Annotated in this window: 26 protein-coding genes; 24 read left to right on the forward strand and 2 right to left on the reverse strand. The window is 37.3% G+C overall.

Features of this window, described 5'->3' with window-relative positions; translation table 11 throughout:
• Positions 1 to 44: 44 nt before the first annotated feature.
• The 9 genes from pdxA to B4F31_RS16385 all read left to right on the forward strand — a co-directional run bounded on the left by pdxA (position 45) and on the right by B4F31_RS16385 (position 7,687).
• A complete protein-coding gene (gene pdxA / locus B4F31_RS16345; protein WP_093304540.1) occupies positions 45 to 1,091 on the forward strand; it encodes a 4-hydroxythreonine-4-phosphate dehydrogenase PdxA in 1,047 nt (348 codons plus the stop codon).
• A 96-nt stretch (positions 1,092 to 1,187) separates the two neighbouring features.
• Positions 1,188 to 1,727, forward strand: coding sequence for a YceD family protein (locus B4F31_RS16350; protein WP_075327882.1), 540 nt, complete (start codon positions 1,188 to 1,190; stop codon positions 1,725 to 1,727).
• A 9-nt stretch (positions 1,728 to 1,736) separates the two neighbouring features.
• Positions 1,737 to 1,934, forward strand: a complete 198-nt coding sequence (rpmF, locus tag B4F31_RS16355; protein WP_037318365.1) for a 50S ribosomal protein L32 — start codon at positions 1,737 to 1,739, stop codon at positions 1,932 to 1,934.
• A 178-nt stretch (positions 1,935 to 2,112) separates the two neighbouring features.
• Complete coding sequence (locus tag B4F31_RS16360) at positions 2,113 to 3,108, forward strand: beta-ketoacyl-ACP synthase III (RefSeq protein ID WP_075325453.1); 996 nt, start codon at positions 2,113 to 2,115, stop codon at positions 3,106 to 3,108.
• A 21-nt stretch (positions 3,109 to 3,129) separates the two neighbouring features.
• Entirely contained in the window at positions 3,130 to 3,648 is a 519-nt protein-coding gene (accB, locus tag B4F31_RS16365) for an acetyl-CoA carboxylase biotin carboxyl carrier protein (protein WP_075325454.1), read from the forward strand.
• Positions 3,649 to 3,703: 55 nt separating this feature from the next.
• Complete coding sequence (gene accC / locus B4F31_RS16370; protein WP_075325455.1) at positions 3,704 to 5,059, forward strand: acetyl-CoA carboxylase biotin carboxylase subunit; 1,356 nt, start codon at positions 3,704 to 3,706, stop codon at positions 5,057 to 5,059.
• Between the two features lie 231 nt (positions 5,060 to 5,290).
• The gene (locus B4F31_RS16375; RefSeq protein ID WP_075325456.1) at positions 5,291 to 6,406 is read left to right on the forward strand and encodes an NAD(P)/FAD-dependent oxidoreductase; all 1,116 of its coding nucleotides are present in this window, start codon (positions 5,291 to 5,293) and stop codon (positions 6,404 to 6,406) included.
• Positions 6,403 to 7,074, forward strand: coding sequence for a monofunctional biosynthetic peptidoglycan transglycosylase (mtgA, locus tag B4F31_RS16380; protein WP_286761766.1), 672 nt, complete (start codon positions 6,403 to 6,405; stop codon positions 7,072 to 7,074). The genes B4F31_RS16375 and mtgA overlap by 4 nt, the downstream gene beginning before the upstream one ends.
• A 160-nt stretch (positions 7,075 to 7,234) precedes the next feature.
• On the forward strand, positions 7,235 to 7,687 hold the full coding sequence (locus B4F31_RS16385) for a transcription elongation factor (protein WP_286761767.1): 453 nt from the start codon (positions 7,235 to 7,237) through the stop codon (positions 7,685 to 7,687).
• Between the two features lie 384 nt (positions 7,688 to 8,071).
• Here B4F31_RS16385 and B4F31_RS16390 read toward each other — a convergent pair whose 3' ends face one another.
• Both B4F31_RS16390 and B4F31_RS16395 read right to left on the reverse strand, forming a co-directional pair.
• Positions 8,072 to 9,040: an ABC transporter ATP-binding protein gene (locus B4F31_RS16390; protein ID WP_286761768.1), complete on the reverse strand. Its 969-nt coding sequence runs from the start codon at positions 9,038 to 9,040 to the stop codon at positions 8,072 to 8,074.
• Positions 9,041 to 9,092: 52 nt separating this feature from the next.
• Positions 9,093 to 10,139, reverse strand: a complete 1,047-nt coding sequence (locus B4F31_RS16395; RefSeq protein WP_286761769.1) for a ferredoxin--NADP reductase — start codon at positions 10,137 to 10,139, stop codon at positions 9,093 to 9,095.
• A 182-nt stretch (positions 10,140 to 10,321) separates the two neighbouring features.
• On the opposite strand from B4F31_RS16395, the gene B4F31_RS16400 reads away from it, so the two are divergent.
• The 15 genes from B4F31_RS16400 to B4F31_RS16470 all read left to right on the forward strand — a co-directional run bounded on the left by B4F31_RS16400 (position 10,322) and on the right by B4F31_RS16470 (position 24,630).
• Positions 10,322 to 11,803, forward strand: a complete 1,482-nt coding sequence (locus B4F31_RS16400) for a DUF5687 family protein (protein ID WP_075325461.1) — start codon at positions 10,322 to 10,324, stop codon at positions 11,801 to 11,803.
• An 11-nt stretch (positions 11,804 to 11,814) separates the two neighbouring features.
• Entirely contained in the window at positions 11,815 to 12,540 is a 726-nt protein-coding gene (locus tag B4F31_RS16405) for an ABC transporter ATP-binding protein (RefSeq protein WP_093304538.1), read from the forward strand.
• Positions 12,541 to 12,630: 90 nt separating this feature from the next.
• Entirely contained in the window at positions 12,631 to 15,144 is a 2,514-nt protein-coding gene (locus B4F31_RS16410) for a tetratricopeptide repeat protein (RefSeq protein WP_286761770.1), read from the forward strand.
• Positions 15,145 to 15,163: 19 nt separating this feature from the next.
• On the forward strand, positions 15,164 to 15,394 hold the full coding sequence (locus B4F31_RS16415; protein WP_057482400.1) for an AtpZ/AtpI family protein: 231 nt from the start codon (positions 15,164 to 15,166) through the stop codon (positions 15,392 to 15,394).
• Positions 15,384 to 15,767 (forward strand): hypothetical protein, encoded by a 384-nt coding sequence (locus B4F31_RS16420; protein ID WP_286761771.1) that lies wholly within the window; start codon positions 15,384 to 15,386, stop codon positions 15,765 to 15,767. Before B4F31_RS16415 ends, B4F31_RS16420 begins: the two co-directional genes overlap by 11 nt.
• Positions 15,768 to 15,901: 134 nt before the next feature.
• Positions 15,902 to 16,990 carry a F0F1 ATP synthase subunit A gene (gene atpB / locus B4F31_RS16425; protein ID WP_075325465.1) on the forward strand — a complete coding sequence of 363 codons (1,089 nt, stop codon included), beginning with the start codon at positions 15,902 to 15,904 and terminating at the stop codon, positions 16,988 to 16,990.
• Positions 16,991 to 17,013: 23 nt separating this feature from the next.
• Positions 17,014 to 17,238 carry an ATP synthase F0 subunit C gene (atpE, locus tag B4F31_RS16430; RefSeq protein WP_037318413.1) on the forward strand — a complete coding sequence of 75 codons (225 nt, stop codon included), beginning with the start codon at positions 17,014 to 17,016 and terminating at the stop codon, positions 17,236 to 17,238.
• A gap of 90 nt (positions 17,239 to 17,328) precedes the next feature.
• Complete coding sequence (locus B4F31_RS16435) at positions 17,329 to 17,823, forward strand: F0F1 ATP synthase subunit B (RefSeq protein WP_075325466.1); 495 nt, start codon at positions 17,329 to 17,331, stop codon at positions 17,821 to 17,823.
• 6 nt (positions 17,824 to 17,829) lie between these two features.
• Complete coding sequence (atpH, locus tag B4F31_RS16440; protein ID WP_075325467.1) at positions 17,830 to 18,384, forward strand: ATP synthase F1 subunit delta; 555 nt, start codon at positions 17,830 to 17,832, stop codon at positions 18,382 to 18,384.
• Between the two features lie 124 nt (positions 18,385 to 18,508).
• Positions 18,509 to 20,089: a F0F1 ATP synthase subunit alpha gene (gene atpA, locus B4F31_RS16445; protein ID WP_075325468.1), complete on the forward strand. Its 1,581-nt coding sequence runs from the start codon at positions 18,509 to 18,511 to the stop codon at positions 20,087 to 20,089.
• A 119-nt stretch (positions 20,090 to 20,208) separates the two neighbouring features.
• The gene (gene atpG, locus B4F31_RS16450) at positions 20,209 to 21,069 is read left to right on the forward strand and encodes an ATP synthase F1 subunit gamma (RefSeq protein ID WP_093304528.1); all 861 of its coding nucleotides are present in this window, start codon (positions 20,209 to 20,211) and stop codon (positions 21,067 to 21,069) included.
• Between the two features lie 114 nt (positions 21,070 to 21,183).
• Positions 21,184 to 21,624, forward strand: coding sequence for a hypothetical protein (locus B4F31_RS16455; RefSeq protein ID WP_075327883.1), 441 nt, complete (start codon positions 21,184 to 21,186; stop codon positions 21,622 to 21,624).
• Between the two features lie 19 nt (positions 21,625 to 21,643).
• Positions 21,644 to 23,095 carry an oligosaccharide flippase family protein gene (locus B4F31_RS16460; RefSeq protein ID WP_075325470.1) on the forward strand — a complete coding sequence of 484 codons (1,452 nt, stop codon included), beginning with the start codon at positions 21,644 to 21,646 and terminating at the stop codon, positions 23,093 to 23,095.
• Between the two features lie 2 nt (positions 23,096 to 23,097).
• The gene (gene dut / locus B4F31_RS16465; protein ID WP_093304526.1) at positions 23,098 to 23,532 is read left to right on the forward strand and encodes a dUTP diphosphatase; all 435 of its coding nucleotides are present in this window, start codon (positions 23,098 to 23,100) and stop codon (positions 23,530 to 23,532) included.
• Positions 23,533 to 23,613: 81 nt separating this feature from the next.
• Positions 23,614 to 24,630, forward strand: coding sequence for a sugar phosphate nucleotidyltransferase (locus B4F31_RS16470; protein ID WP_075325472.1), 1,017 nt, complete (start codon positions 23,614 to 23,616; stop codon positions 24,628 to 24,630).
• Positions 24,631 to 24,660: the final 30 nt, after the last annotated feature.

Here is a 24,660-nt window from a genome sequence, read left to right on the forward strand (position 1 = left end):
ATGGTAATTTATTAGCAAGAAATATTCCCACTAATTATAAGCAGATGAAGCAAGCAGAAAAGGTGAAATTAGGAATAAGCATAGGAGACTTAAATGGAATTGGAAGTGAAATAATGCTTAAAACCTTTGATGATTCCAGGATGTTAGACTTCTGTACCCCGGTAATCTTTGCTTCTACTAAAGTACTCACTTTTTTAAAGAAACATTTTAATCTTTCCCTTAACTACCAGGGAATAGATGAGGCTTCAAAAGCTATAGATGGAAAAATTAATGTTGTTAATGTTTGGAAAGAGGGGGTAAATATCAATTTTGGCGAAGAAGATCCTAAAATTGGTGAATATGCTTTTAAATCGCTTCAGGCTGCAACAAAATCGCTTAAGGAAAATGAAATTGATGTGTTAGTTACGGCACCTATCAATAAACACAGTATCCAGTCGGCTGATTTTAATTTTCCCGGCCATACCGATTATTTAGCTAAGGAACTTGAAGGGGAGAGTCTTATGTTTATGATTACCGACACCTTAAAAATTGGTTTACTTACAGATCACGTAGCACTAAAAGATATTGCGAATACAATTACCCCAGAGTTAATTGAAAAGAAACTAAACATAATTCAGGAAACCTTAAAACAGGATTTTAGGGTGCAAAAACCAAAAATTGCTGTTTTAGGAATAAATCCGCATAGTGGAGATAATGGAGTAATTGGAAAAGAAGATGAAGAGATTTTAAAGCCTACCCTTCAGAAATTACGTGATAAAGGCGATTTGGTTTTTGGCCCATTTTCAGCCGATAGTTTTTTCGGTTCAAAAAATTACGTAAATTTTGATGCAGTGGTGGCTTCTTATCATGACCAGGGTTTAATTCCGTTTAAAACACTTTCTTTTGGGAATGGGGTGAATTTTACCGCTGGTTTAAGTAAGGTAAGAACCTCGCCAGATCACGGTACCGCTTTTGAAATAGCTGGAACAAATTCGGCTAATATTAATTCTTTTAAAGAAGCTGTTTTTCGAGCAATAGAAATTCATAAATGCCGTGAAGAATATAAGGAACTCACCAAAAACCCTTTAAAGAAACAGGGTAGAAAGTTATAAACAAAAATTTGTTTATAACAGCGCTCTAATTTATTAATTTTTATATATTTGCACCCGCCTAAGCCGAAGCGGCCCGGGCAAGAAATTGACGATGAGATGAGGAAATTAGCAGCGTATACAATTCCTTTTGTGGGATTAAAGCTGGGAAAACACCAGTTTGAATACGATATTGATAATGAGTTCTTTGAGCATTTTGAGTACGACGATTTAAATAGTGCCAATGTTAAAGTTGATTTGTTGTTGGAGAAGAAAACAACAATGATGGAGCTTACTTTTAAAGCTTCGGGTGCTGTAAACGTAAATTGTGACCTCACAAATGAGCCATACAATCAGCCTATAGACGGCAGTTTGTTTTTGGTAATTAAGTTTGGAGAAGAATTTAACGATGAAAATGAAGATTTACTTATTTTGCCACACGGTGAATTTGAAGTAAATATTCAGCAATATATTTACGAACTTATAGTTTTGTCTATACCATTAAAAAGGGTGCATCCCGGGGTAGAAGACGGTACTTTAGAATCTGACGTACTTGATAAACTTGAAGAATTAAGTATTAATAATAACGAGAATAAAAATGATGAGGATGAAATAGATCCTCGCTGGGATAAATTAAAAAACTTATTAAACGATAAATAACAGCAAGCCATGGCACATCCAAAGAGAAAAATCTCGAAAACCAGAAGAGATAAAAGAAGGACACATTATAAAGCTTCGGTACCTAAAATAGCTACAGATCCTACAACAGGAGAGGCGCATTTGTACCACAGAGCACACTGGCATGAAGGTAAACTATATTACCGAGGCCAGGTATTAATTGACAATACCGAAGAAATAGAAGCTTAATTTAACATAGAGCTTTAACTTTTTATAAAAACTCTCACCCACGTGAGAGTTTTTTGTTTGAAGTTGAATAAGTGCTAAAAAGACCTTAATTTGCACCCCCGTTCAAAGAAAAATTAGTACTTTTCTTTTTAAGTTTTTACGTTTTTTTAGAACGTAAAAGGGGTTAAAAGTCAAATCTATGAATAAAATCACAGCAGCAATTACCGCTGTGGGTGCTTATGTGCCCGAAGATGTGTTAACCAACAAAATGTTGGAAGAAATGGTTGAGACCAATGATGAATGGATTTTCAGCCGAACCGGAATACGAGAACGCCGAATACTTAAAGACCCTAATAAAGGAACTTCATACTTAGGAATAGAAGCAGCTAAAGATTTATTAGAAAAATCTAATCTCGATCCAAAAGAGATAGACCTTGTTATTCTTGCATCTGTCACTCCAGATTTACCTGTAGCTGCAACCGCAGTTCACGTTGCGACCCAAATAGGTGCTATAAATGCTTTTGCTTACGATCTTCAGGCAGCATGTTCAGGATTTTTATATGCAATGTCTACCGCTTCAGCGTATATAGAATCTGGTCGGTACAAAAAAGTACTGGTAATTGGAGCCGATAAAATGTCTTCTATTATTGATTATACCGATAGAACTACGTGTATTATCTTTGGAGATGGCGCCGGTGCAGTACTTATGGAACCAAATGAAGAAGGTTTTGGCTTACAGGACGAGCTGCTTAGAAGCGATTCTATTGGAAGGGATTCTCTTAGAATAGAAGCGGGAGGCTCTTTAATGCCACCTACTGCAGAGACTGTAGCCAATAAATTACATTATGTGAGACAGGACGGTAAAACGGTTTTTAAATTTGCAGTTTCCAATATGGCAGAAGTTAGTGCTAATATTATGGAACGTAATAAATTAACCAATGAAGATGTAGACTGGCTTGTGGCGCACCAGGCAAATAAACGAATTGTGGGGGCAACGGCTAGCCGCATGGGACTGGAAGATAAAAAAGTGCTTATGAATATTGAGCGCTACGGAAACACTACATCGGCTACTTTGCCTTTATTGCTTAGCGATTTCGAGAAGCAATTTAAAAAAGGAGATAATTTAGTTTTTGCTTCATTTGGGGGCGGCTTCACCTGGGGGGCGACCTATTTAAAATGGGCATATAATTCTTAAAAAAACCAACACCCTATTATTATGGATTTAAAAGAAATTCAGAATTTAATCAAGTTTGTAGCCAAATCTGGTGCCAGCGAGGTAAAACTGGAAACGGGCGATGTAAAGATCACCATTAAAACAGGCTCAGACGAGAAAGAAACTATTGTTCAACATGTGCCAATGGGCGGCCAAATGCAGCAAATGCCTGCACAGCCACAGCCTCAACAGCAACCTCAACAACAGGCACCTGCTCCTTCTCAGGAAAGTGATTCCCAGAGTAAAGAAGAGCAAAAAGCACCTGCAGGAGAAGATTCAAATTATATTACCGTAAAATCTCCTATAATTGGAACATTTTACCGTAAACCTTCTCCAGATAAGCCAACTTTTGTAGAAGTAGGAGATTCAATTAAAGAAGGTGATGTGCTTTGTGTAATTGAGGCTATGAAACTTTTCAATGAAATTGAAAGCGAAGTTTCAGGGAAAATAGTAAAAGTATTGGTAGACGATTCTTCTCCTGTAGAGTTCGACCAACCATTATTTTTAGTAGATCCATCATAAATTACTGCCCATTTAGCTTAAGGGAAATTTTTCCCGGGCCAAAAAAACAATAGGTATGTTTAAAAAAATATTGATTGCAAACAGGGGCGAGATCGCATTGCGCATACTTCGCACCTGTAAAGAAATGGGAATTAGCACCGTGGCGGTTTATTCTACCGCAGATGCTGAAAGTCTTCACGTAAGATTTGCCGACGAGGCCGTTTGTATTGGACCTCCGCCCAGTAATTTATCATATTTAAAAATCTCAAATATTATTGCTGCTGCAGAAATAACCAATGCAGATGCTATTCATCCCGGTTATGGTTTTCTTTCAGAAAATGCCAAGTTTTCAAAGATTTGTGAAGAGCACGATATAAAATTTATCGGCGCCTCTCCAGATATGATCGCGAAAATGGGAGATAAAGCTACCGCAAAAGCCACTATGAGAGCTGCGGGAGTTCCTTGTGTTCCAGGATCAGAAGGGGTGATGAAAGATTTTAAGGAATGCCAAAAACTTGCGAAAGAAATAGGCTTTCCTGTAATGCTAAAAGCTACCGCCGGTGGTGGTGGTAAAGGAATGCGAGCCGTTTGGAAAGAAGAAAATCTTGAAGATGCCTGGGATTCTGCCCGCCAGGAAGCAGGCGCTGCTTTTGGAAACGACGGGATGTATATGGAAAAGCTTATTGAAGAGCCTCGCCATATTGAAATTCAAATTGTAGGAGACAGCACGGGTAAAGCCTGTCACCTTTCAGAAAGGGATTGCTCGGTACAACGCCGTCACCAAAAATTAACCGAAGAAACTCCATCTCCTTTTATGACCGATAGCCTTCGAAAGAAAATGGGAGAGGCCGCAGTAAAAGCTGCCGAATATATTAAGTATGAAGGTGCCGGTACCGTAGAATTTTTGGTAGATAAACACCGAAACTTCTACTTTATGGAGATGAATACCCGTATTCAGGTAGAACACCCAATTACCGAGCAGGTAATAGACTACGATCTTATTAGAGAGCAAATTCTTGTAGCGGCAGGAGTGCCAATTTCTGGGAAAAATTATTTCCCACAGTTACACTCTATAGAATGCCGAATTAATGCTGAAGATCCTTTTAACGGTTTTAGGCCTTCACCGGGAAAAATCACGAATTTGCACGCTCCCGGCGGTCACGGAGTACGAATAGATACCCACGTTTATAGTGGATATATTATTCCGCCAAACTACGATTCTATGATCGCGAAATTGATCACTACTGCCCAAACCAGGGAAGAAGCGATCAATAAAATGAAACGCGCCTTAGATGAATTTGTAATAGAAGGGATAAAAACAACGATTCCTTTCCATAGGCAACTTATGGATCACCCCGATTATATTGAAGGGAACTACACCACTAAGTTTATGGAAGATTTTAAAATGAAACCACTCGAAAAAGAGGATTAAGTTTTTTCAGTGAATCTAAATATAAGACCTCACAGGTTTCCAAAACCTGTGAGGTCTTTTTATTTACTGGATTTACGTTATTCTGAACCTGCCCTGTCGTTCAGCAGGGATTGTATCAGAATCTAACAAGTTACAAATACAAATATGCTCTGAACTTAAACCAGGTTGATTAGAATTTTCAGACAGCCTCCTTTTTTAATTTCGTATTTTCATTGAAAATTAACTCATTCAATGAACTTTTCTTACTGGGAAACCAAAACCTGGTTTTCAAATATCGATTTTTGTATTGTAGGTAGCGGAATTACCGGGCTAAATTGTGCGCTTGATTTAAAAACACGGTTCCCGAAATCGAAAATCCTGATTTTGGAACGCGGAATTTTACCCAATGGTGCGAGTACAAAAAACGCCGGATTTGCCTGTTTTGGAAGTGTTTCAGAGATTCTTGACGATCTAAATTCACATTCTGAAGAGGAAGTGCTACAACTAGTACAAAAACGGTTAAAAGGTTTAAAATTGCTTCGGAAGAATCTTGGAGATCAAAATATTCGCTATAAAGAATATGGCGGTTACGAACTTTTTGTCAATGAGGATATAACTCTTTTTGAAGAATGTAGGTCGGCTTTACCACAACTTAATAAAATGCTGAAACCAATATTTGGAGACGCTGTTTTTAGTGTTCAAAAAGACAGTTTTGGATTTAAAAATATTCAAAAAAAACTCATTTTTAATCAATTTGAAGGGCAATTAAATACCGGGAAAATGATGGAAGCTCTGCTACATAAAGTGCAGAAGTCCGGCATCAAAATCCTGAATAATATTACAGTTGAAGGATTTGTAGAAACAAAGAACTCAGTAAAGATTAAAACCGATAAATTAGATTTTTCAGCAAATAAATTATTGATCGCTACTAATGGATTTTCAGAAAAATTGGGAATTGCTCAGGTAAAACCCGCCCGCGCCCAGGTTTTGATCACCAAACCGATTAAAAACCTGGAAATTAAGGGTACATTTCATTTGGATAAGGGTTATTATTATTTCAGAAATATTGACGATCGTATTCTTTTTGGCGGTGGCAGAAACCTGGATTTTAAAACCGAAGAAACTACCGAAATCGCTCAAACGAAACTTATTCAGCAAAAACTGGAGAAATTACTAAAAACCACAATTTTGCCTGAAACTGCTTTTGAGATCGATGAACGCTGGAGCGGTATTATGGGCGTTGGAAAGCAGAAAAATCCGGTCGTTAAACAAATTTCAGATAATGTTTTTTGCGGAGTTCGCCTTGGCGGAATGGGTGTTGCTATTGGCAGTTTAGTAGGGAAAGAACTTTCAGAATTGATAAAATGATTAAAAAAATATTCAAATTTCTATTGAAACTTGCAGGAATTTTACTCCTGTTTTCGCTTTTAATTGTATTGCTGTTTAAATGGTTTCCGGTACCGTTTACGCCGTTAATGGCTATTCGATATTTTGAAAATCCTGAGGAGAAAATTCAACATTCCTGGGTGCCACGACAAGATATTTCCCGGCATTTGCAACTTGGCGTAATTGCCAGTGAAGATCAAAATTTCGTAAAACATAATGGTTTTGATATTGAAGCTATAGAAAAAACCATTGAAGATAATCAGAAAGGAAAGCGGGTACGCGGCGCCAGCACAATTTCCCAACAAACCGCAAAGAATGTATTTTTATGGCCGGGGAGAAATTGGTTAAGAAAAGGCCTGGAGGTATATTTCACTTTTTTGATCGAAACTTTTTGGAGTAAAGAAAGAATTTTAGAAGTTTATCTAAATAGTATTGAAATGGGCCGCGGAATTTACGGCGCAGAAGCTGCTGCACAGCATTGGTTTAACAAATCGGCTGCAAATCTTTCTGTCTACGAAGCTGCTGCAATTGCGGCTATTTTACCGAATCCTAGAGAATACCGGGCAAATCCTGCCAGTAATTATATAAATCAAAGAAAAAACTGGATTGTAAGGCAAATGCAGAATTACGGGAAGTTTAGTTTAGAGTAAATCAGTAAAAAAATTACCGTCAATCTGAACTGGTTTCAGATTTTTAATTGGTGAGGATTAATGAACGCTTAGAACTCCGAACAAATATCGGAGCATGCTCTGAAATAAATTCAGGATGACGATTCTACAAACTTCTCATATTTCAAAAAGAGAATAATCTATGAATGCAATAAAAGAAAAACTTTATATAGCCTGTGAAGCTTATGTGGACGAACGTATAAAGCGTATTGAAGCTGCTATGGCCGGACTTGAAAGTGATCTGGAAAACGAAACCAAAAGCAGTGCGGGCGATAAATATGAAACCGGCCGGGAAATGATAAACCTGGAAATAAATAAACTAGCCGAACAGCTACAGCAATTTAAAAATCTAAGAAATACGCTTAATGTTGCTAAAAGCCGAACTAACAATGTTTCCGCTCAATTAGGAACTGCGGTAAAGACCAATATGGCTAATTATTTTATCGCGATCCCGGCAGATCGTATTATTGTAGATGGCGAAGAGTATTTTGCCATTGGCGCCAATTCCCCAATCGCGCAATTATTGCTTCATAAAAAAGCCGGTGAAGAAATTACATTTAATGGAAAATCAGCTGAAATTTTGGAAGTCTTTTAAATTAAAATGATTAGGCACGAATTCACGAATATTCTATAAAATAGCTCCCCTACTTTCAAAGGATGGAATGAATTCAGCGCAGCTGAAGAACGGGGTGGTTGGACAACCGATAAAATAACAACTGAAAAACTTTTTGATATCAAACCCCTCCGGCCTACGGCCACCTCCCCTTGAAAAAATGGGAGGAGCTTTAATATTTTTTCCCGAGCAAATATCTATAAATAATGTGCCAAGGAAGAAGGTACGACTGAAGCAATCTGCACAACTGAAACAGTCATTCCAAAGATTACCGCGCTCCTGAGTGGCTCGTTTGACGCTAAGATTGAAGAAAAAAACTTCGAAAAAGAGACTAAAACAATTCGTGTATTTGTGGCGAAGCTTAAACTACTTCAACCTTGATTTAATTAATTTTTCGGAAACTTTGAGACTTATCTTTTTCCCTTCTTTTAAAGCTTTCGAATGATTAAAATAAATGATTTTCCCGTTTAAATCGGCTTCAATTACCCAGGTTTCGCCTTTAAACCAGGATTTTTTTACTTCGGCTTTAATTCCTGCTTTTTGGGTAAGTTTAATTTCTTCGGGGTAAAGAATTACTTTTTTTCGACTGCTATCATCTTCAGTCAGCTCCTTTAGCATTAACTCATTTACATCGCCAAAGAGGGACGCCACATACTTATTAGGCGGATCTTGATATAATTCTGCCGGAGAATTTTCAGCGTAAATTTTTGCGTTTTTTAAAACAATGGTTTTATCGGCAAAAGAAAGTGCATCGGTACTATCGTGGGTGGCGACAATGCAGGTGATATTGTTTTCCTTTAAATAATCAAAAAGTCTGCGGCGTAAATTATTTTTTCTAAAATGATCTATATGGCTAAAAGGTTCGTCCAGTAAAAGCAATTCGGGTTCATTGGCCAGTGCTCTTGCCAGAGCTACGCGCTGTTGTTGCCCGCCGCTTAAGAGTTTCGCTTTTTTATTGGCTAGCTCGGTCATTTCAACAACTTCCAGTAACTCTTTAATACGTTTTTTCTTTTTTTGAGGATATTGGTTACTAAGATATTTCCCAATATTATCAGCAACACTTAAAGGAAGCATTAAATCGAAATCTTGCGCGAGATATTTTATAAACGGCTCGCCTGGCACAAGGTTAAAATTGGGGCCTAAAAGTTCTTTTTCTCCCCAAAAAATCTTGCCATCGGTATGCAGCAGGCCGTAAATAAGTTTTAGTAACGTACTTTTTCCGCAGCCGCTTTCCCCAATTACAGATAGGTTTTCTCCTTTTTCCAGTGTAAAACCGATATCTTTTAAAACCGGTTCTTCAGCATAGGCAAAGGAGACATTTTTGAGTTTCAGCATAAATATTTTTTGTTCCTACAAGGTAAGCTTTTCAGACTTTTCCGGTAAGAAACTATACATCGTCGTAATCTACCTTTAGTTTTGGGGTAAGCGGTTGCGCCTGGCAGGTAAGAATCAAGCCTTGTGCAATCTCTTCATCGGTAAGGATTTGATTTTTACGCATTTCGGCTTTTCCTTCTACGATCCTGGCAATACAACTGCTGCAAATTCCGCCCTGGCAGGAATAAGGCACATCTAAATCGTGCTCCAAAGCGGCGTCTAAAACCGTTTCTTTGGTATCCATAGAGAAAGTGGTTTCCTCATCGTCTACCATAATGGTAAGTTCAGTTTGGCCTTCTACATTGGTTTCTATAGCTCCCGTTTCTTCAGAAGTAAAAAGTTCGTAAAGAATTTTGTCTTCGGTAACGCCGTTTTCTTTTAAAACATCGCTTACCTGGTTAATCATTTCTTCAGGTCCACAGAGGTAAAAAGCATCAAAGGCGTGATCTTTAAACTTGTTTTTCACCACAAAATTCACCGTACTGGTTTCAATTCTTCCAAAATGTGAATTGTCTTCCCGGGTACGACTATATACAAATTCAATAAAAAGTCTATCGGGGAATTTAGCCTGAAGTTCCAGCAATTCCTTGAAAAATATAGTTTCTTCTGGAGATTTATTTCCATAAGTAAGTACAAACCGACTTTTTGGTTCTTCGGCTAAAACAGTTTTTATAATAGAAAGCACCGGGGTAATCCCGCTTCCTGCTGCAAAGGCTGCATAATTTCTAGCTTCACCGGTAGGTTTTAAAATAAATTTCCCTTCTGGCGGGTGAACATCTAAAACATCGCCGGCATTAAGTTTATTATTGGCAATTACAGAAAATTTACCGCCTTCAACTTCTTTCACGGTAACTTTGAATTCTCCTGAATTTGGTGCCGAGCAAAGCGAATAAGCACGTCTTAATTCTTCGTCGCCTAATTTTATTTTTATCGTAATATATTGGCCCGCGTCAAACTTAAACTCTTCTTTTAAATTTTCTGGAATATTAAAAGACAAGCTCACTGCCTGCGGGGTTTCCCTAATAACTTCTTTTATTTCTAACGGAAAAAACTGACTCATCAAAAATTTATTTTTGGCAAAAATACAAAGTATGTGAAATTAAAGAGTGTAACAAATACCTAAATTTCTATACATGTAAGGTAAATATGCCCGTAACCTGATTATACTGATGTTTTATTTTGGGTATTTAATCATTTTGGGTTAGTATTTTTAATCCCGTTAATGGGTTAAATTATTAAATTATGTTTAAACGGTTTTTATGGTTAGAATGGAAATCTTTTTTCCGTTCCGCAAGTGTGGGGAAGAGTATTGGATTAAAAGTTCTGCTTATTTTTCTGGCTTTATATTTTTCTGTAGCATTTCTCGCTTTGGGAATTGGTCTTTATCCTTTGCTGCAGGAAACTTTTCCAGACCAGGATCCTTTACAAATGGTAAACCGTTTTGTTTTACTGTGGCTGGTTTTTGAACTCGGTTTTAGGTTTATGCTGCAAACACTGCCGGTTTTAGATATAAAACCACTTTTAAATTTGCCAATTCCCAGACGAAAAGCGGTGAATTTTGTACTGCTTAAGTCTATGTATTCCTTTTTTAACTTTCTGCCATTATTTATAATTATTCCCTTCGGAATTTTTTGCATTTATAAAGGTGATTATGGAATCTGGAATATTCTGGGTTGGATGGTAGCGATGATTGCCACAACTCAATGCATAAATTTTCTAAATTTTATTATTAAAAAGAAATTTACCGATAATCTAAAAGCATTAATTCCCGCCATTCTTTTAGTAGTGATTTTGGGCGCACTGGAATATTTTGAAGTTTTTGAGATAAGTTTCTGGTTTGGCAAAATGATGGATTACCTGGTTTTAAACCCTTACCTGGCTATTGTACCTATAATTCTGGTAATTGCTTTTTATAAATGGAACCAACTTAACCTGGAAAGCAAGTTTTATCTCGATGCCGGTTTAAAGGAAAAACAAAAAGATGCCGATACAAAAGATTTTGTTTGGACTAAAAAATTTGGAGCCCTTGCGCCTTTTCTTCAATTAGATTTAAAACTAATTTGGAGAAATAAAAGACCAAAAACAACAATTTATATGTCCTTGCTTTTGTTGTGCTACGGTTTATTTATTTACCCTAGCGATATGTATGGGCATCCAGCTATGTATGTATTTGTCGGTATTTTTATGACCGGAATTTTTATGATCAATTTTGGTCAATTTGTGCCTTCCTGGGATGCATCTTATTATCCAATGATTATGTCGCAAAACATCCCGTTAAAAGATTACCTGTCTTCCAAAGCGATGTTAATTAGCTTTAGCGTAATAATACTGGCTATTTTAAGCACACCTTATATTTATTTTGGCTGGAATATTTTATTGATAAATATGGTGGCCGCTTTATATAATATTGGCGTAAATGTTCCTATTTTGCTGTATTCAGGCTCTTTTAATAAAAAGAGAATAGACCTGGATAAAAGTCCGTTTATGAATTATCAGGGCACAGGCGCAGCTCAATGGATAGTTGGCCTACCCTTAATGTTTTTACCAATTTTAATCTTCTGGCTTCTGGATTATTTCATAGGATTTGAAGCAGGTTTAATTGGGCTTTCCGGCTTGGGAATTCTTGGTCTGCTATTGCGATCTAGTTTAATGAAATACATTGCCGGAGTTTACCAAAAAAGAAAATACGCAATGATTAATGGTTTTAAACAAACCGGCGAATAAAATTTATAAATATGATAACTGCTACAAACCTTAGTAAAATATACGGAGGCACAAAAGTTCTAAATATAGATCATCTTGATATTCCAACAGGAGAAAGTTTTGGCCTGGTTGGGAACAACGGTGCCGGTAAAACCACTTTTTTCAGTTTATTGTTGGATTTAATTCAGCCAACCACGGGGAATATTTTTAATAACGAGATCACCGTAAGCCAGAGTGAAGACTGGAAACCTTTTACCGCTTCTTTTATAGATGAAAGTTTCCTTATTGGCTATTTAACTCCCGAAGAATATTTTTATTTCGTAGGGGATTTACGTGGCGCTAATAAAGCTGATATTGATGCTTTTTTAGCCAATTTTGAAGATTTCTTCCATGGAGAAATTATTGGACGTAGAAAATATTTACGAGACCTTTCTAAAGGGAATCAGAAAAAGGTGGGAATTGTTGCGGCGCTAATAGGAAATCCCAAAGTGGTGATTTTAGATGAACCTTTTGCCAATTTAGATCCAACAACTCAAATTCGATTGAAAAAGATTATTAAAGATCTTACCGAAAATCGTGAAACCACTGTATTAATTTCCAGTCATGACCTTATTCACGTGACCGAAGTGTGTGAGCGAATTGTGGTTTTAGCTAAAGGTATACCGGTAAAAGATATTAAAACTTCGGAGGCTACTTTAAGCGAATTGGAAAGTTATTTTTCTGGTGAAGTAGGCGCGGCTCAGGCTGAAGAACTGTAGCAAATTGGTTTGCGTTTGTAAAAAGAAGCGTATTTTTGCACACTAAACAAACTGATTTTTAGTTATAAAGCCATCGAGAACCGGTTAATTTTGAATACAATTACCAAACTTACTTTATTGTTGCTCCTGGTTGGGAGCATCGCTGGCTGTTCACGCAAAAATAACACCTTTGTAAACCGAAACTGGCACGCCGTTACTACAGAGTATAATACGCTCTATAACGGTAATTTAGGCCTGGAGCAAGGTAAGGAGGAACTCAACCAAAACTACGCCGATAATTACTGGGATATCTTACCCATTGAGCGTATGCAAATTGATGAAAACATCGTTTTGCCAGATAGCATCAGAAATCAGAATTTTGGCTACGCCGAAGAAAAAGCGGTAAAAGCAATTCAGCGGCACTCGATGCTGATAGAAGGAAAAGAAAGAAATCCGCAAATAGATGAAGCTTATTTATTGCTGGGAAAAGCCCGGTATTTTGATCAACGCTTTATTCCAGCGTTAGAAGCTTTCAATTATATTTTAAGACGTTATCCTGCCAGCAACAATATTATTCACGCCCGTGTTTGGCGAGAAAAAACCCATATGCGCCTGGATAATAATCGTCTTGCGGTGAATAATCTCAAAAAAGTACTGGATTTAGAGCATCTTGAAGAACAGGATATTGCTGATGCCAGTGCAACTATGGCCCAGGCTTATATCAATCTGCGGCATTTAGACAGTGCGGTTGTTCCCTTAAGGAATGCAGCCGAATTTACCGAAAACAACGAAGAAAAAGGACGCTATTTCTATATTCTTGGCCAACTTCATAATCGATTGGGAGAAATTTCTGAAGCAAACGCTGCTTTTGATGAAGTGATAGATTTGAACAGGAAAGCCCCTAGAATTTATATGATTAATGCCTATGTGCAAAAAGCCCGGAATTTTGAAATGGGGCAGGGCAATAATTACCAATTGCGGGAAATGCTTCGTGAATTGGAAGAAGACCGCGAAAATCGACCATTTTTAGATAAAATTTATTTCCAAATTGGTGAATATTATAACCGTTTAGATTCTGTAGATACTGCGGTAGAATATTATAAAAAATCGCTGCGTGAACCGGCGAGTGATATTTATTTACGTTCCATTAATTATGAAATCCTGGCCAATATTAATTTTGACCGAAGCAATTACCTGGCCGCCAGTAAATATTTTGACAGTACCCTGGCAGAGATGGATCCGCAACTAAGAGAATTTAGAACTATAAAAAAGAAAAGGGATAACCTGGAAGATGTTATTAGGTATGAAGACATAGCTTATAAAAACGATAGCATCTTGCAGTTAAGCCAAATGATGCCGGCTGAACAACTGGATTATTTTAAGAATTATACCACAGATTTACGAGCTAAATTAGAAGCCGATAATAATGCAGCTGCTATGCCTGTGAATTTACCGGGCATAGAAAGCAGGCAGCCACCAGCTTCTGCGCGTACTTTTTATTTTTATAGTGAAGCGAGGGTTCAACAGGGGAGACAGGAATTTTTGAATCAGTGGGGAGATAGGCCGTTAGCAGATAACTGGCGCTGGGCAGAAGTTAGTTTTGAAAGGGAAGATGCAGTGGCAGAAGAAGCCGGGCTTTCACAGCAGGTTTTAGACAACGATCCGCGGCTGGATCCTTATACCTACATAGATCAAATCCCGACAGATTTGGCCGTTTTGGATACCATAACCCGGAACAGGGATTTTGCGTATTATCAACTCGGAATAATTTATAAAGAGAATTTCAGGGAATATAAAATGGCGCAGGATAGATTGGAGGCTGTTTTAGAAATTTCTTCAGACGAACGCCTTATTTTGCCTTCTATGTATAATTTGTACCAGATTTACCAGGCCACAAATCAAAGTTTTAGGGCTGAAGAAATGAAGCAGGAAATTTTGGAGAATTACCCAGATTCCCGCTATGCCGCCTATATTTTGAATCCTGAAAGTATTAGAGAAGATGAAAATTCTCCTGAAGCAATTTATGCAGAACTTTACCGAAATTTTGAGGCACAAAATTTTGAAAAGGCTATTGCTGAAACAAACCGTTATATTTCAGAATTTGCTGGAGATCCCATTGTTGCAAAGCTTGAACTTTTAAAAGCCCAGGCCAGCGGAAGACTTTTAGGTTTGGAAGCTTATAAAAGTGCATTAAATCACGTGGCTTTAACCTATCCGCAAACCCAGGAAGGAAAAAAAGCCCAGGGAATTTTAAATAAAACAATTCCACAGTTAAGTGGTTTGGAATTTAATACCGACAGTCTTCAGCAGAATTATAAACTACTTTACAGGTTTGATATTTCAGAACAGGAAGCAGCTTCAGCCTTAAAAGAAAAAATAGAGACAGCGATTTCAGAAATTAAATACGATCATCTTTCAGTTTCTATAGATGTTTATAATCCGGAAACGATTTTTGTAATGGTACACGGCCTTGAAGATCTTAATCGTGCAGAAGGTTTTGCTGAATTACTTCAAATAAATGAAGATTATTTAGTGGAACAAGAATCAATGCCTATTTCCTCAGAAAATTATAGGATTATACAAATTCAAAAGAATTTAGAAGAATACCCACAACCGATCAATTAAGATTTTTTCAGCTTAAATTATGAAAAACGATAATTTAAATAAATACCTGGGTTTTGTGAATATTGCTTTCCAGATGGGAATTATTATCGCCGGAGGTGTGTTATTGGGCATTTGGTTAGACGGGAAATTTCCGAATAAATATTCGGCATTTACAATTTCCTTATCCTTGTTGGGCGTTTTTATAGCGCTTTACCAGGTTTATAGAAGTGTAATTAAAATGAGCGAAGAAGACGAAAAAAATGAAAAATGAATTATTAGCTTTCCTAAAGCGATTGCTTCCTTTTAGTATTTTACTATGGCTTATTCAATTCCTATTACAGCAGTATGTATTTGAAGTAGAATTTTACTATAGTAGTTTTAGTATTTATCTTTTTCATTTTCTGGCCACATTTCTAATTTATTTAAGCCTGGTTTTTGTTTATAAGAATTTCACCGATAAAACCGGGTTTGCATTTATGGGATTAAGCTTGTTTAAAATGGTAGCGGCGGTAATTTTTTTGCTGCCATTAGTCTTGAGCGAGGTAAATGCAGTCTTTGTAAATGTTCTTGCTTTTTTTATTCCTTACTTTTTGTTTTTGGTCTTTGAGACCCTGTACGCAGTGAAACTAATAAACAAGACTTAAAATACTGTTTATCAGTTATAATGATAAAAATAACGCTTTTGCTAAAATTTTAGTTGGGGTGCTTTCAAATAAAAATTAAAAGTATACCTTTGCAGCCGAATTTAGAGCCCATAATTTTAAGCAGACCAGGTACTATGATAGCACATAAATCTTTAAAGATTATAGTGACGTTTACACTAGCCTTAGCCTTACTTCCTTTTAACGCTTTTGCCAAAGCAGATCCGGAGGCAGAAGAATCTAAAGAATTTAATCCTACCGATATGATTATGCACCACATTGGTGATTCTCACGGCTGGCATTTCTTTGGGGAAGGAGATAGTTCTTTTACATTGCCATTACCGGTAATTCTTTTTACTGAAGAAGGTGGTTTTGTAACTTTTATGTCTAGTGAATTTCATCACGATACCGAAGGGCATCACGTGGTAGAAAAAGATGGGATGCGTTTTGTAAATTATCACGAAGATATTTACAAATTAGACGCAGGTGCAGAAACTGTGGAGTTTGATGAAGAGCATAACGTATTAAATGCCAGTAAACCCTGGGATTTTTCTATAACCAAGAACGTAGCTGCTATGTTCTTAACTGTTATTTTAATGTTGATTTTCTTCTTCGGTTTGGCCGGTCACCACAAAAAGAATAAAAAAGCTCCTGCTGGTTTCAATAATATTTTAGAGACTTTAGTGCTTTTTGTTCGCGATGAGATCGCAAGACCTCAAATTGGTGATAAGAAGTATATGAAGTTTATGCCGTTTTTATTAACAGTGTTCTTCTTTATTTGGATCACTAACCTTTTAGGTTTGTTGCCAGGTGCAGCCAACGTAACAGGAAATATCGCGGTAACCGTTTCTTTAGGTCTTTTTACCCTTGCTTTAATTTTAATTAACGGAAATAAAGATTTTTGGCAACATACTTTGTGGATGCCGGGAATACCTACTTTTGTGAAGCCAATTTTGGCGGTGGTAGAGGTGCTTGGCTTAATCATTAAGCCGGTAGCACTTATGATTCGTTTATTTGCGAATATTACCGCGGGTCACATTATTATATTGAGTTTAATTGGATTGATATTTATATTGGAAAGCGCTGGAGTTGCCGGGATTTCGGTTCCTTTTGCCCTTTTCATCACAATACTGGAATTGTTAGTAGCATTCCTTCAAGCGTTTATTTTTACAATGCTGTCGGCCCTGTTTATTGGGATGGCGGTTGCGGAACATGAACATCATTAATTTTAATTTTTAATTTTTATACTATGGAATTATTACACGTAGGTCTTGCAGCTTTAGGAGCTGGATTAGCAGTTGTTGGAGCCGCTATTGGCGTTGGTAAAATTGGCGGTGCCGCAATGGACGCTATTGCCCGTCAACCAGAAGCTTCTGGAAAAATCCAGACTGCAATGATTATTGCTGCTGCACTTGTAGAGGGTGTTGCTCTTTTTGGAGTTGTAGCTGCGCTTTTAGGTGTATTGACCACCTAAGAAGATTTCAAAAACCCATTCGTAACGGTTGGTTGCGAATGGGCTTTTTTAAAAAAAATGATGTTAACGGTATTATATAAATAAAGAATTATGGATTTAATTACTCCAGAAGTTGGTCTAATATTTTGGCAAACCATCGTATTTTTAGTGCTGATGCTTATTCTTGCCAAATTCGCCTGGAAGCCAATTCTTGGTGCGGTAAGAACCCGTGAAGAATCTATTAATGAAGCCCTTGCTTCTGCTGAAGATGCGCGTAAAGAAATGCAAAATCTTAAGGCAGATAATGAAAAATTATTGCAGGAAGCTCGTGCCGAAAGAGACGAAATGCTTAAAGAAGCACGCCAGTTGAAGGAGAAGATGATTGCTGAAGCTGAAGGCGATGCCCAGGAAAAGGCAGATAAAATTGTAGCCAAAGCTAAAGAAAACATCGAGATGGAGAAGCGTGCAGCAATGGCCGATATTAAAAACCAGGTAGCTACACTTTCTATTGAGATTGCTGAAAAAGTGATTGGAAAAGAATTATCTACCGAAGAGAAACAACATCAAATGATAGATAAGATGTTGAAAGACGCTACCTTAAACTAAGATGTAATGAAAGGAACCAGGGCAGCACAACGTTACGCCAAAGCAATTTTGGACTTGGCAAAAGAGAAAAATACAGCAGATATTGTTTTTACAGATATGCAGCAAATTTCTCAAACCATTGCAAGTAGTCCAGATCTTGCCGATATGCTTAAAAGTCCGGTTGTAAACTCATCGGTTAAAAAAGCCAGTTTAAAGGAAATCTTTAAAGATGCCGGTGAAATTACTCAGGGCAGTTTTGATGTACTTATTGAAAATGGAAGAATTAATCTTCTTGATCTTGTAGCAAGAAATTATATAGTACGTTACAATACCTTGAATAAGTCTCAGGAAGCTATAGTGACTACCGCAGTTCCATTAACAGCAGAACTGGAAGAAAAGATTTTAGCCAAGGTAAAGAAATTAACCGGAGCCGGCGCTAAGATTAAAAATGTTATCAATAAAGATATTATAGGAGGTTTTGTTTTAAGAATTGGCGATTTACAATATGACGCCAGCGTATCCCGAAACCTCAATAGGTTAAAAAGAGAATTAAAAGATAATTCATATAGTTCTACTATATAAAATTTGTCGGTCAAAAGCAGTTTCGAATCGTTTTTGGTCTTATTTATAAAATGCCTATAATGGGCTTTGAAAAATTTAATAAAAACAGTCACGAGATTATAGTGGCATTTTATCTTAAATAATTATGGCAGAAGTAAATCCTGCTGAAGTATCAGCAATATTAAAGAAACAATTATCAGGTTTTGAAAGCGGAGCCTCTTTAGACGAGGTGGGAACTGTTCTTACTGTTGGTGATGGTATCGCCAATGTGTATGGTTTAGCCAACGCGCAATACGGAGAATTGGTTCAGTTTGACAGCGGCCTTGAAGGAATGGTACTAAACCTTGAGGAAGACAATGTAGGTGTCGTTTTATTAGGGCCTTCTAAGGATGTTAGAGAAGGATCTGTAGTAAAAAGAACCGAAAGAATTGCTTCCATCAATGTTGGTGAAGGAATTGTAGGTCGTGTAGTAGATACTTTAGGACAGCCTATAGATGGTAAAGGTGATATTGAAGGGGAAACTTTTCAAATGCCATTAGAGCGTAAAGCGCCAGGTGTAATTTACCGTCAGCCGGTAACAGAACCGTTGCAAACAGGAATCAAATCTATTGATGCGATGGTCCCTGTAGGTAGAGGACAGCGTGAGCTTGTGATTGGTGACCGTCAAACCGGTAAAACTACCGTTTGTATTGACACCATTCTTAACCAAAAAGAATTTTATGATGCAGGGGAACCTGTACATTGTATATATGTAGCGATTGGGCAAAAAGCCTCAACCGTTGCAGGGATTGCCAAAGTACTTGAAGATAAAGGAGCTTTAGCTTATACTACCATAGTGGCCGCAAATGCATCAGACCCTGCTCCAATGCAGGTTTATGCTCCATTTGCCGGTGCAGCTATTGGAGAGTATTTTAGGGATACCGGTCGCCCGGCTTTGATTATCTACGATGATCTTTCTAAACAAGCCGTTGCTTACCGTGAGGTATCTTTGCTTTTACGTCGCCCACCGGGACGTGAAGCATATCCTGGAGATGTTTTCTTCTTACACTCAAGATTATTAGAGCGTGCAGCAAAGGTTATTGATGACGACGACATTGCACAAAATATGAACGATCTTCCTGATTCTCTTAAAGGAAAAATAAAAGGAGGAGGTTCTTTAACCGCGCTTCCAATTATTGAAACTCAGGCAGGAGACGTTTCAGCATATATCCCAACCAACGTAATTTCGATTACCGATGGACAGATTTTCCTAACTTCAGATTTATTTAACTCGGGGGTTCGTCCTGCGATTGATGTTGGTATTTCTGTATCTCGTGTAGGTGGTTCAGCACAAATTAAGTCGATGAAAAAAGTTGCCGGTACTTTAAAATTAGACCAGGCACAATACCGTGAATTAGAGGCTTTTGCTAAGTTCGGTTCAGACCTTGACCCAACCACTTTAAGAGTTATTCAAAAAGGTAAGCGTAACGTAGAAATCCTTAAACAGGCAGAAAACGATCCTTACCCGGTAGAAGACCAAATCGCAATTATTTATGCAGGTTCTAAAAACTTGCTAAAGGATGTGCCGGTAGAAAAAGTAAAAGAATTTGAAAGAGATTATTTACAGTTTTTAGATACTAAACACAGAGATGTTTTAGATACTCTAAAAGCCGGTAAATTAACCGATGAAGTTACAGATACTTTAGTTTCAGTAGCGAAAGAGCTTTCAGCTAAGTATAAAAAATAGTATTGAGTATTGAGCTTAGAGTAGTTAGAAACTTAAGTTCATATTTAAACTTTAAATAAATTATAGGTATCGAGTATTTTGTCTAAAATCTAAATACTCGATACTCAATACTAAATAAAATGGCAAACTTAAAAGAATTACGTAGCAGGATTACTTCAGTATCTTCAACGATGCAAATCACCAGCGCCATGAAAATGGTGTCGGCGGCAAAGTTGAGCAGGGCTCAGGATGCAATTACGCAAATGAGACCTTATTCTGAAAAATTAACCCAGCTGTTACAGGATTTAAGTGCAACCCTGGATGATGATACCAGCAGTAAATACGCCGAAGACCGTGAGGTAAAAAACGTATTGGTTGTTGCTATTTCATCTAACAAAGGTCTTGCAGGTGCTTTTAATACTAATATTGTAAAAGGCGTTAGGTATAAAACCAAAAACGATTACCAGTCTAAAAATGTTTCACTTTATACTTTAGGTAAAAAAGCCAATGATGTTCTTAAAAAGGACTTCGAAGTATATAAGAATAACAACGAAATTTACGACGATCTAACGTTTGAAAACGTATCTGAAATCGCAGAAGAATTGATGCAGTTGTTCTTAGACGAAAAATATGATAAAATAGTATTGGTGTACAACCAGTTTAAGAATGCGGCTACTCAAATTGTACAGCATGAGCAATTTTTGCCCATTGAACAATTTGATACCGAAGAAGAAAAACAGTTGGATTATCTTTTCGAACCATCAAAGATCGAAATCGTAAAAGAGCTTATTCCTAAATCTTTAAAAATGCAATTGTTTAAAGCATTAAGAGATTCTTTCGCTTCAGAACACGGCGCTCGTATGACGGCTATGCATAAGGCAACCGATAATGCCAAAGAGCTAAGAGACGATCTTAAATTGTCTTATAACAAAGCGAGACAGGCTTCTATTACCAATGAGATCCTTGAGATTGTTGGTGGTGCCGAAGCATTGAATGGATAAAACCAAAAATAATATTCCGGAAGTAATTCCGTTCTAAAAACCCGTAAGTTAACTACGGGTTTTTTATTTGGTATGCGTTTTGTTTTTGTACTTTTAAACAACAAACTTTCTATTATGAAAAAACTACTTTTTTTATTCAGCAGTATATTCGCTTTAACTTTAATTACAGGTTGCGGTAGCAATAAAGAACTGCAGGAGCGCGCACCCGCACAGTTTCAGGGTATTTATTATACCCAGGGTGAAAATGGGTTAGATCTCCACATTCCTGTGGCCGTTATTCAGGATAATCGTGTGAATTTGAAAAGTGTTTATTTTAGAGGAATGAAATCTCCATTGGTTCAGGATAGCGAACAAACCAATTTATTTATTGCTAATTTCGGTACCAATGGTATGGATATTATGAGCTCTGATCCTGCTGAAGAAAACAAAAATAGGGTACCACAAAAAACAGAACAAATGCCTTTTGAGATTGAAGATGATGAAGCAATTCTCGTGTTTTCCCAGAATGAGAAAACCAAATATTACAAGTTAACAGGAATCCAAGAACAGAACTAAAATCTAATTTTCTCTCCTGTTGAGTACCTTTAAAAAACTATTTCAGCAAACATTTATTTACGGCCTCGCCACGGTGTTGCCGCGTATGCTGAATGTTTTATTAATACCACTTTATACCCACGTTTTACCAAAAGCAGAATATGGCGAAGTTTCTATAATCTTCGCCTATTTTGTGTTTTTTAATGTCATCCTTGCTTATGGGATGGAAACCGCATTTTTTAGGTTTTACAATAAAATGAAGAATAGCAAAGAAGTACTAAGTACTTCCGGCTGGTCTCTGGTTACGACTTCTTTAGTGTTCTTCGCTGCGGCTTTTTTAGTGCAGGATTTTATTGCGGAAATGGTAAATATCCCGGTTAAATATATTCAACTGGTTATTTGGATTCTATTCCTGGACGCCCTGGTTATTATCCCGTTTACCTGGCTTCGAGCAGCTGAAAAACCTATGCGTTTTGCTGTAATTAAGATCATAAATGTTTGCATAAACCTGGGGTTAAATATTTTCTTTTTACTGTTTTTGGAAGATTTGGCTTTAGAAAATTCAGTTTTCCAAAGTATTTATGTTCCAGATTTTGAGATCAGTTATATTTTTATTTCCAACCTGGTGGCCAGCAGTGTTACGCTGTTAATGATGCTTCCTTTCTATTTTAAAATAGATTTCAGGTTTAATAGCAAACTCTGGAAAGCTATGATGTCTTATGCTTTTCCGGTTTTAATCGCCGGACTTGCTTTCTCGATAAACGAAGTTTTTGATAGGATAATGTTGGATTATCTGCTTCCGCAGAATATTGCCAGAGATGAGATTGGTGCGTATGCGGCCTGCTATAAATTAGCCTTGTTTATGACGCTTTTTGCTACGGCCTTTAGACTGGGAATAGAACCGTTTTTCTTTAGTCACGCTGAAGCTAAAAACGCCCAGGAAACCTATGCGATTATTACCAAGTATTTCGTGGTTTTTGGAAGTTTTATCCTCGTAGCCGTAATTGTTTTTATAGATATTTTAAAAGAACTTTTAATTCAGAATAGTACTTACTGGGAGGCAATGCATATTGTTCCGCTTATTTTACTGGCAAACCTGTTTCTGGGCATTTACCATAATCTTTCGGTTTGGTATAAAATTACTGATCGTACCCGGTTTGGAGGTTATATCTCGGTAGTAGGTGCACTATTTACCCTGGTGCTCAATATTATTTTAATTCCGTATATAAGCTATACCGGTTCTGCGATCGCAACTTTGGTTGCTTACGGAGTAATGATGCTCCTTTCTTATTTCTACGGAAGAAAATATTATCCTATTCCATATAACCTTAAAAAAATAGGCGGTTATTTAGTACTTTCCGTCTTATTTTCGGTATTTTCCTTTTATGTTTTCCGCGGAAATTATTTCGTTGGAATTAGCTTATTAATAGTCTTTCTCGGAACAGTATATGTTTCTGAAAGAAAACAACTCATTAAAATATTACAATCTTAACTATGCAAGTAAAGATCATCAATAAATCGGCACACAAACTGCCGCATTACGAGACTGAAGCTTCAGCAGGAATGGACCTTAGAGCCAATATTTCTGAAGCTGTTACGTTAAAACCATTAGAAAGAGCTATCGTTAAAACCGGACTTTTTATAGAACTTCCGGTAGGTTACGAAGCCCAGGTTAGACCACGAAGTGGCCTGGCTGCCAAAAAGGGAATCACTGTATTAAACGCACCCGGCACCATAGATGCCGATTATCGTGGAGAAATAGGCGTGATTTTGGTGAACTTATCCAACGAAGAATTCACCATAGAAAATGGTGAGCGTGTTGCTCAAATGGTGATTGCTAAACACGAACATATTTCCTGGGAAGAAGTTGAAACGCTGGAAGAAACCACTCGTGGCGCGGGTGGATTTGGCAGTACAGGAAGTAATTAAGCTATCTAATAAGCTTATATTATATAAAATTAATTTTAATCAATGATTTCCGCCTGCGCGGAAATGACAAATATTAAATAAATGAAGATTATAGTTCCTATGGCGGGTCGTGGTTCACGACTTCGTCCTCATACGTTAACAGTACCAAAACCTTTAATTCCCGTAGCTGGAAAGCCAATCGTGCATCGTCTGGTAGAAGATATTGCAAAGGTTCTTGACCAACCTATAGACGAGATTGCTTTTATTTTGGGTGATCCTGCATTTTTCGGAGATGATATCGTAGAAAGTTTAGAAGGACTGGCAAAGGGTTTAAATGCAAAAGCTTCTATTTACCGTCAGGATCAACCTTTAGGGACCGGTCACGCTATTATGAGCGCCAAGGAATCCCTTTCTGGTCCCGCAGTTGTAGCTTATGCTGACACCTTAATAAAAGCTGATTTTAAACTTGACAAAGATGCAGATGCGGTGATCTGGACTAAAAAAGTAGGGAATCCCGAAGCTTTTGGGGTGGTAAACCTTAATGAAAAGAACGAGATTATAGAATTGGTTGAAAAGCCAAAAGAATTCGTAAGTGACCAGGCGGTTATTGGTATTTACTATTTTAAAGATATCGCGGTTTTAAAAGAAAAGCTGGAAGAAGTGCTTGATGAAAACCTGATGCACGGTGGCGAATACCAGATTAATGATGGTATTAAGAAAATGATGGCTGAAGACAGGATCTTTAAGACCGGAACCGTAGATGAATGGATGGATTGCGGAAACAAAAATGTAACAGTGGAAACCAATGGCAGAATGCTGAATTTCCTTCACCAAGATGGTGAAAAACTGATTTCAGATTCTGTAAAGATCACTAATTCTGAAATTACTGAGCCTTGTTATATTGGCGAAAATGTAGAGCTGGTAAATGCTAAAATTGGCCCGAATGTTTCAGTAGGCGACGGAACTAAAATTACTGATGCTGAAGTAAAGAATAGCTTAATTCAAACTTTTGCTGAAGTGAGAAATGCAAAACTGGATAATGCGATGATAGGTAATTTTGCGAAATTTGACGGGAACTTTACCCAAATTAGCATTGGCGATTATTCAACTTTAGAATAAGCTTATTGAAGAGGTTGTTTGAAAAATGCG

It is taken from the genome of Salegentibacter sp. UBA1130 (genome assembly GCF_002311535.1).
Taxonomy (GTDB): Bacteria; Bacteroidota; Bacteroidia; order Flavobacteriales; family Flavobacteriaceae; genus Salegentibacter; species Salegentibacter agarivorans.